Annotated in this window: 9 protein-coding genes; 8 read left to right on the top strand and 1 reads right to left on the bottom strand. The window is 71.8% G+C overall.

Annotation, left to right across the window (positions count from 1 at the left end; translation table 11 throughout):
- Window positions 1-369: 369 nt before the first annotated feature.
- Window positions 370-1,971: an oxidoreductase gene (locus tag ACWD6P_RS25670; RefSeq protein WP_451446524.1), complete on the bottom strand. Its 1,602-nt coding sequence runs from the start codon at window positions 1,969-1,971 to the stop codon at window positions 370-372.
- A 281-nt stretch (window positions 1,972-2,252) separates the two neighbouring features.
- Here ACWD6P_RS25670 and hisD point away from each other — a divergent pair, with 281 nt between their 5' ends.
- The 8 genes from hisD to hisF are packed head-to-tail and all read left to right on the top strand — an operon-like array spanning window position 2,253 to window position 8,019.
- Window positions 2,253-3,578 (top strand): histidinol dehydrogenase, encoded by a 1,326-nt coding sequence (gene hisD, locus ACWD6P_RS25665; RefSeq protein ID WP_451446523.1) that lies wholly within the window; start codon window positions 2,253-2,255, stop codon window positions 3,576-3,578.
- Window positions 3,579-3,586: 8 nt separating this feature from the next.
- On the top strand, window positions 3,587-4,729 hold the full coding sequence (locus ACWD6P_RS25660; RefSeq protein WP_451446528.1) for a histidinol-phosphate transaminase: 1,143 nt from the start codon (window positions 3,587-3,589) through the stop codon (window positions 4,727-4,729).
- The gene (hisB, locus tag ACWD6P_RS25655) at window positions 4,726-5,319 is read left to right on the top strand and encodes an imidazoleglycerol-phosphate dehydratase HisB (RefSeq protein ID WP_451446522.1); all 594 of its coding nucleotides are present in this window, start codon (window positions 4,726-4,728) and stop codon (window positions 5,317-5,319) included. Before ACWD6P_RS25660 ends, hisB begins: the two co-directional genes overlap by 4 nt.
- A gap of 4 nt (window positions 5,320-5,323) precedes the next feature.
- Entirely contained in the window at window positions 5,324-5,488 is a 165-nt protein-coding gene (locus ACWD6P_RS25650; protein WP_451446521.1) for a hypothetical protein, read from the top strand.
- Entirely contained in the window at window positions 5,479-6,135 is a 657-nt protein-coding gene (gene hisH, locus ACWD6P_RS25645; RefSeq protein WP_451446520.1) for an imidazole glycerol phosphate synthase subunit HisH, read from the top strand. Before ACWD6P_RS25650 ends, hisH begins: the two co-directional genes overlap by 10 nt.
- Window positions 6,132-6,857, top strand: a complete 726-nt coding sequence (gene priA, locus ACWD6P_RS25640; RefSeq protein WP_451446519.1) for a bifunctional 1-(5-phosphoribosyl)-5-((5-phosphoribosylamino)methylideneamino)imidazole-4-carboxamide isomerase/phosphoribosylanthranilate isomerase PriA — start codon at window positions 6,132-6,134, stop codon at window positions 6,855-6,857. The genes hisH and priA overlap by 4 nt, the downstream gene beginning before the upstream one ends.
- On the top strand, window positions 6,854-7,258 hold the full coding sequence (locus tag ACWD6P_RS25635) for a Rid family hydrolase (RefSeq protein ID WP_451446518.1): 405 nt from the start codon (window positions 6,854-6,856) through the stop codon (window positions 7,256-7,258). Before priA ends, ACWD6P_RS25635 begins: the two co-directional genes overlap by 4 nt.
- Complete coding sequence (gene hisF, locus ACWD6P_RS25630) at window positions 7,255-8,019, top strand: imidazole glycerol phosphate synthase subunit HisF (protein ID WP_451446517.1); 765 nt, start codon at window positions 7,255-7,257, stop codon at window positions 8,017-8,019. The genes ACWD6P_RS25635 and hisF overlap by 4 nt, the downstream gene beginning before the upstream one ends.
- Window positions 8,020-8,027: the final 8 nt, after the last annotated feature.

Raw genomic sequence — 8,027 nt, 5'->3', positions numbered from 1 at the left:
GCTTCGCTTTACGTCCGAAACCCCTACCCCTCCGGCCCGCCACCTCCCGTGGGTGGGTGGGAAGGAGGGGCCGGTGGGGGCGCACCCGGCCCTTCATCTGCCGCAACGGTGATCGGCCACGACGGCGAGGGTCCGGCAGCATCGACGACGGCAGAAGGATCCTTCCCACCCACAACGGGAGGGGGCGGACCGTAGGACGGAGTCTGGAGGGCCGCACCCGCAGCCGAAAAGCCCCGCGCAGCGGCACCCAGCCCGCCGCAGGCGCAACGGCGAGTAAGGCAAAACGTCGGCCAAGGCAAAGCGCAGCGGACGGGCCGCAGGCGCAACGGCGAGAAAGCCAACAACGTCGGCCCAGGCAAAGCGCAGCGATCAGGCCCGCCGCAACAGCCGAGACGCCCCCGCCGCCACCGTGGTGGCCAGCACCCAGCCGGCGAGGATCAGTACGGCCGCCGCCCACTGGGCGGCGCCGCCCGGTTTCCAGGCGGCGCCCTGGTTGAGGTCGATCACCGGCAGCAGCAGGTCGAGGGCGTAGAGGTAGGGGTTCCAGGGCGGTGCCTCGCCCGGTTTGAGGGGCGGTGGCGGGGACATCGAGAAGTAGGCCGTGCCGATCGCCCACAGGATGGCCATCCACACCGCGGCCCGCCCGGGGCGGTAGCCGTACGCCACCGTCCAGTCCTGCAGAAAGCCCCAGGCCTTCGCCGCCAGCGGCAGCGTCTCGCGGCGCCGCCGCTGCTTGGCCAGCAGCGCCTCCCGGGCGTCGGAGTCCTCGCCGCTGCGCCGCAGCGAGGTGGCGAGCATCTCGTACGGCTCGGGCGCGTACTCGGGGGTCGCCGCGGCCACCCACTGCAGCCGCTGCGAGAGCGGGAAGTGACCGCGCGGGATCAGCGTCTCGTAGGCGAAGCCGGCCATCCACAGCCCGCCGAGTCCCGGCCAGCTCGCGGACTTGTCGACGAGGTTGACGACCCGGGCGCCGGAGAGGATGACGCGACCGCGCTGCGGCCGCTCGCCGAGGAAGCGCAGTTCGGGCGTCTGGATGCGGCGCAGCGACAGCTCCTGGTCGGACTCCATGATGAAGCGGGCGTGCTCGAAGTCGACCGCGTCGCCGAACCGCCCGTCGTCCAGGCGCATCCCGCCCTCGCACTCGAAGCGCTGCATACGGGTGCCCCGCGAGGGGGTGTGGGAGATGCCGTACGGGGGAGTGGCGGTGCTGGAGAACGGGGAGTTCGCCAGGCCCGCCGCGGTCAGGTAGAGGGTGCGCTCGACGGTGAGCTGCGGGGCGTTCAGGGCCCGGCGGCCGAAGGGGTTGCTCAGACGGCTGCCGCGCAGGCTCAGCGACACGCCGACGGTGGCGCCGCGCAGCGACAGCTCGCCGTAGGACTCCAGCATCTCCGCCTGGAGGTCCTGGGTGACGGTCAGCCCGTCCGCCATGATCGACCGGCCCTGGCGGTCCTTGTGGACGACCGTCTGGTTGAGCATCAGGTCGGTGCCGATGTGCGCGTCGGTGAGGCGGATGCCGGACTGGACGACGCAGCGGGGCAGGTGGAGGTCGCCCTCGGTGTGCAGGCGGGCCGCCTCCAGGCGCGGTATCGCGCAGTTCACCAGCCGCAGCGTGGTGAACCGGCTCTCCGGCAGTACCACCTCGGCCTCGAAGCGGCAGTCCCGCAGCTCGACGAATGGCTCGATTGTGCCGCCCGCAACGTCGAGAGTGTCCGTGATGTACGCGCCGGTGAGCTTGAGCGCCGAGACCCGGCCCGGCTGCGCCGGCGGCCCGTCGAGCAGCAGCAGCGCCACCACCCGCGCCCGCACCCGGCGCTCCGGGCCCCACAGGTGCTGCCCGTGCGGATCGTCGCGGGCCGGGTCGCCGATGTGCAGATCGCAGGTGCTGCCGTTGCGGAAGGCCTGCCACATGCTCCACTCCGCCGACGTCAGTCGCAGGTCGGCGGGGGCGTCGCCGTCCCTGGGCTCGGTCACTGTGTCCCCCTTGCTCCCGTGGTCTGCTGCGAGGCGTGCCGCAACCTGTTCGGAGGCACATCGCACGTGGTCTGCGCGCGGCGCCGCACCCGTCCCGCCGGTCTCCCCGTACGCCGCTACGTGGCCCTTGCCCGCCCGGTGACTGCTTGAACACGCGTGGTCAGGGCCAACTCCGGTCAACTTCGCGGGCCCGGATCGCGGCGCGTCCGGGCCCGCGTCGCTGTGTATCACTGAGTGATACGGCGGCTCGGGCGCAAGAGCGGGTCTGAGACACTGGGGAGGTGATCTCCCGAATCGATCTGCGCGGTGACGCCCTCCCCGAGGGCGGCGCCCTGCGCGACCTGCTGCCCCGTGCCGAGTTCGACGTGGAAGCCGCCCTGGAGAAGGTGCGGCCCATCTGCGAGGACGTACGCCATCGCGGCACCGCGGCGCTGATCGAGTACGCGCGGCGGTTCGACGGTGTCGAGATCGAGCGGGTACGGGTCCCCGAAGAGGCCCTCAAGGCCGCCCTGGAGGAGCTGGATCCCGCCGTCCGCGCCGCCCTGGAGGAGTCCATCCGGCGCGCCCGGATCGTCCACAGGGAGCAGCGCCGCAGCGACGTGACCACCAAGGTCGTGCCCGGCGGCACGGTCACCGAACGCTGGGTCCCCGTCGAGCGGGTCGGTCTCTACGTCCCCGGCGGGCGCTCGGTCTACCCCTCGTCCGTGGTCATGAACGTCGTCCCGGCGCAGGAGGCCGGCGTCGAGTCCCTGGCCGTCACCTCGCCGCCCCAGGCCGACTTCGGGGGCCTGCCGCACCCCACGATCCTCGCCACCTGCGCCCTCCTCGGCGTCGACGAGGTCTACGCCGCCGGTGGCGCCCAGGCCATCGCGATGTTCGCGTACGGCACGGACGAGTGCCCGCCCGCCAACCTCGTCACCGGCCCCGGCAACATCTACGTCGCCGCCGCCAAGCGCCTGCTCAAGGGCCGTATCGGCATCGACTCCGAGGCCGGGCCGACCGAGATCGCGATCCTCGCGGACGACACCGCCGACCCGGCGCACATCGCCGCCGACCTGATCAGCCAGGCCGAGCACGACCCGATGGCCGCCGCGGTCCTGGTCACCGACTCGGTGGCGCTGGCCGAGAAGACCGAGCGGGAGCTCGCCCCGCAGATCGCGGCGACCCGGCACGTCGAGGACCGGATCGTCCCGGCCCTGTCCGGCCGGCAGTCCGCCATCGTCCTGGTCGACGGCGTCGACGAGGGCCTCAAGGTCGTGGACGCCTACGGCGCCGAGCACCTGGAGATCCAGACCGCCGACGCCGCCGCCGTGGCCGCCCGGGTCCGCAACGCCGGCGCGGTCTTCGTCGGCCCCTACGCCCCGGTCTCGCTCGGCGACTACTGCGCGGGCTCCAACCACGTGCTGCCCACCGGCGGCTGCGCCTGCCACTCCTCGGGGCTCTCCGTGCAGTCCTTCCTGCGCGGCATCCATGTCGTGGACTACACCCGCGACGCACTGGCCGAGGTCGCCCACCATGTGGTGACCCTCGCCGAGGCCGAGGACCTCCCGGCCCACGGCGCGGCGATCAAGGCAAGGTTCGGCTGGAAGGTCCCCCAGAGCAAGTGAGCAGGCACGTGACCCGCATCGACGATCTCCCCATCCGGGACGAGCTGCGCGGCAAGTCCCCGTACGGCGCCCCGCAGCTGGACGTGCCGGTACGCCTGAACACCAACGAGAACCCCTACCCGCTGCCCGAGCCGCTGGTCCGGCGGATCGCCGAGCGGGTGACCGAGGCCGCCCGCCAGCTCAACCGCTACCCCGACCGGGACGCGGTCGAGCTGCGCACCGAGCTGGCCCGCTACCTCACCCGCACCGGCGGCCACGAGGTCACCAGGGAGCAGGTCTGGGCGGCCAACGGCTCGAACGAGGTCATCCAGCAGCTGCTGCAGACCTTCGGCGGCCCCGGCCGCTCGGCCATCGGCTTCGAGCCCTCGTACTCCATGCACGGCCTGATCTCCCGCGGCACGGGCACGGAGTGGATCTCCGGACCGCGCAACGACGACTTCACCATCGACGTCGAGGCGGCCAGGGCGGCCATCGCCGAACGGCGGCCCGACGTGGTCTTCGTCTGCTCGCCCAACAACCCCACCGGCACCGCCGTCGAGGCGGACACGGTGCTCGCGCTGTACGAGGCCGCGCAGGCCGCGAAGGCGGACGCGGCCGGGGCGCTGGTGGTGATCGACGAGGCCTACGGCGAGTTCAGCCACCGCCCCTCGCTGCTCCCGCTGATCGAGGGCCGGCCGAACCTGGTGGTCTCGCGGACGATGTCCAAGGCGTTCGGCGCGGCGGGGCTGCGGCTGGGGTATCTGGCGGCCGACGCGGCCGTCGTCGACGCCGTCCAGCTGGTGCGGCTGCCCTACCACCTCTCGTCCGTCACCCAGGCCACCGCGCTCGCCGCGCTGGAGCACACCGATACGCTCCTGAAGTACGTCGAGCAGCTCAAGACCGAGCGGGACCGGCTGGTCACCGAGCTGCGGACGATCGGCTGCGAGGTCACCGCCTCCGACGCCAACTTCGTGCAGTTCGGCCGATTCGACGGCGAGGGGGGCGCCCACGCCGCCTGGCAGGCGCTCCTCGACCAGGGCGTACTCGTCCGTGACAACGGCGTACCGGGCTGGCTGCGGGTCACCGCCGGCACCCCGGCCGAGAACGACGCGTTCCTCGACGCGGTTCGCACGCTGTTCAAAGAACGCAGCCTGAAGGAGAACGAGCGATGACCCGCGTAGGACGCGTGGAGCGCACAACGAAGGAAACGTCCGTGCTCGTCGAGATCGACCTCGACGGCCGGGGGGACGTGGAAGTGGCCACAGGTGTCGGCTTCTACGACCACATGCTCGACCAGCTCGGCCGGCACGGTCTGTTCGACCTCAAGGTCAAGACCGACGGCGACCTGCACATCGACACCCACCACACCATCGAGGACACCGCCCTCGCGCTGGGTGCCGCGTTCAAGCAGGCCCTCGGCGACAAGGCCGGCATCTACCGCTTCGGCAACTGCACCGTCCCGCTGGACGAGTCGCTCGCCCAGGTGACCGTCGACCTGTCCGGCCGCCCGTATCTGGTGCACACCGAGCCGGAGAACATGGCGCCGATGATCGGCACGTACGACACGACGATGACCCGGCACATCTTCGAGTCCTTCGTCGCGCAGGCCCAGATAGCGCTGCACATCCACGTGCCCTACGGCCGCAACGCGCACCACATCGTGGAGTGCCAGTTCAAGGCGCTGGCCCGGGCCCTGCGCTACGCCAGCGAGCGCGATCCGCGCGCGGCGGGCATCATCCCCTCCACCAAGGGAGCGCTGTAACCCCGTGAATGGTCTGTCGACCGTCTTCATCCTCGTCGGCCTCTTCCTCCTCGGCGGCGTCTACTCCTTCTGGAAGCAGCAGCTGCCCAAGAGCCTGATCGTGCTGCTGTCCATCGGTTCGGCGATGTGCCTGGCCGCCGGTGTGCTGCGGCTGGAGGTATGGAATTGAGCGCCGCCACACCTCGTAAGAAGGTCGTCGTCTTCGACTACGGCTTCGGCAACGTCCGCTCCGCCGAGCGCGCCCTGGCGCACGTCGGCGCGGAGGTGGAGATCACCCGGGACTACGACCGGGCGATGAACGCCGAGGGGCTGCTGGTCCCCGGCGTCGGCGCGTTCGCCGCCTGTATGCGCGGACTGCGCGAGGCCCGCGGCGACTGGCTCGTCGGCCGCAGGCTGTCCGGCGGCCGCCCCGTCATGGGCATCTGCGTCGGCATGCAGATCCTCTTCGGCCGGGGCATCGAGCACGGTGTGGAGACCGAGGGCCTGGACGAGTGGCCCGGCACGGTCGGCCCGCTCAAGGCCGATGTCGTCCCGCACATGGGCTGGAACACCGTCGACGCCGCCGAGGACTCGCGGCTCTTCGCCGGGCTGCCCGCCGACGCCCGCTACTACTTCGTGCACTCCTACGCGGTGCACGACTGGGAGCTGGAGACCAGCAACCCGCACATGGCCGCCCCGAAGGTCACCTGGGCCACGCACGGCGAGCGGTTCGTGGCCGCGGTCGAGAACGGCCCGCTGTGGGCCACCCAGTTCCACCCCGAGAAGTCCGGCGACGCCGGTGCCCAGCTCCTGACCAACTGGATCGAAACGCTGTGAACAAGCTTGAACTGCTGCCCGCCGTCGACGTCCGCGACGGCCAGGCCGTCCGCCTGGTCCACGGCGAGTCCGGCTCCGAGACCTCTTACGGCGACCCGCTCCAGGCGGCCCTCGCCTGGCAGCGGGCCGGCGCCGAATGGCTGCACCTCGTCGACCTCGACGCGGCCTTCGGCACCGGCGACAACCGCGCGCAGATCGCCGAGGTCGCCCGCTCCATGGACATCAAGGTCGAGCTGTCCGGCGGCATCCGCGACGACGACTCGCTGGCCGCCGCGCTGGCCACCGGCTGCACCCGGGTCAACATCGGCACCGCGGCCCTGGAGAACCCCGAGTGGGTCGCCAAGATCATCTCGGAGTACGGCGACCGGATCGCCGTCGGCCTGGACGTACGGGGCACGACCCTGCGCGGCCGCGGCTGGACCCGCGACGGCGGCGACCTCTACGAGACGCTGGCCCGCCTGGACTCCGAGGGCTGCGCCCGCTACGTCGTCACCGACATCAACAAGGACGGCACCCTCCAGGGCCCCAACCTCGATCTGCTGCGCAATGTGTGCGCCGCCACCGACCGCCCGGTCGTCGCCTCCGGCGGCGTCTCCTCCCTGGACGACCTGCGGGCCATCGCCGGTCTGGTTCCGGAGGGCGTCGAGGGCGCGATCGTCGGCAAGGCGCTCTACGCGAAGGCGTTCACGCTGGAGGAGGCGCTGGAGGCCGTCGCGCCATGAGCGGCGTACGGCGCGTCCCGTCCGCCGGCGAGGACCCGTGGTCTGACGTCTTCGGCCGCTCCCGGGCGGTCGAGCTCCCCAACGGCCTGGTGCTGGTCTCCGGCTGCACCTCCGTCGTCGACGGGCAGGTCGTCGCCGCCGACCCGTACGAGCAGGCGATGACCTCCTTCCGGGCCGCCCTGTCGGCGCTGGGGCAGCTCGGCCTCGGCCGCGACGACGTCGTACGCACCCGTATGTACCTGACCCATGCCCGGGACGTGGACGAGGTCGGACGCGCTCACAAGGAGCTGTTCGACTCCGTCCGCCCCGCCGCATCCATGATCATCGTCTCCGGCTTCGTGGACCCGCGCCTGGTCGTCGAGGTCGAAGTGGAGGCGTACAGAAAGGCCCCCCAGTCATGACCCTGGCCGTACGAGTCATCCCCTGCCTGGACGTCGACAACGGCCGGGTCGTCAAGGGCGTCAACTTCCAGAACCTGCGGGACGCCGGCGACCCCGTCGAGATGGCGAAGGTCTACGGCGAGGAGGGCGCCGACGAGCTGACCTTCCTCGACATCACCGCCTCCTCCGGCAACCGCGAGACCACCTACGACGTGGTCCGCCGCACCGCCGAGCAGGTCTTCATCCCGCTGACCGTCGGCGGCGGTGTGCGCACCCCCGAGGACGTCGACAAGCTGCTGCGCGCGGGCGCCGACAAGGTCGGCGTCAACACCGCCGCCATCGCCCGCCCCGAGGTGATCCGCGAGATCGCCGAGCGCTTCGGCAGCCAGGTCCTGGTGCTGTCCGTCGACGCCCGGCGCACCGACGCCGGGACCCCTTCCGGGTTCGAGGTCACCACCCACGGCGGCCGCCGCGGCACCGGCATCGACGCCGTCGAATGGGCCCACCGCGCCGCTGACCTGGGCGCCGGCGAGATCCTGCTGAACTCCATGGACGCCGACGGCACCAAGGACGGCTACGACATCGCGATGATCGAGGCCGTCCGCAAGCACGTCACCGTCCCGGTGATCGCCTCGGGCGGCGCCGGCAAACTCGCGGACTTCGCCCCGGCCGTCGCCGCCGGCGCCGACGCCGTACTGGCCGCCTCCGTCTTCCACTTCGGCGATCTGCGCATCGGCGAGGTCAAGGGCGCACTGCGGGAGGCGGGGCACCCGGTCCGCTGAGGGGCGCC

This window comes from Streptomyces sp. NPDC002446 (genome assembly GCF_053595675.1).
Note: the sequence above shows the minus strand (reverse complement) of the source record. Positions and strands in the feature narration are given on the sequence as shown.

Bases quoted from the DNA above. Each gene is read 5' to 3' on its own strand.
- hisB (WP_451446522.1), top strand. From the start codon at position 4,726: ATGACCCGCGTAGGACGCGTGGAGCGCACAACGAAGGAAACGTCCGTG.
- hisH (WP_451446520.1), top strand. From the start codon at position 5,479: ATGGAATTGAGCGCCGCCACACCTCGTAAGAAGGTCGTCGTCTTCGAC.
- ACWD6P_RS25635 (WP_451446518.1), top strand. From the start codon at position 6,854: ATGAGCGGCGTACGGCGCGTCCCGTCCGCCGGCGAGGACCCGTGGTCT.
- hisF (WP_451446517.1), top strand. From the start codon at position 7,255: ATGACCCTGGCCGTACGAGTCATCCCCTGCCTGGACGTCGACAACGGC.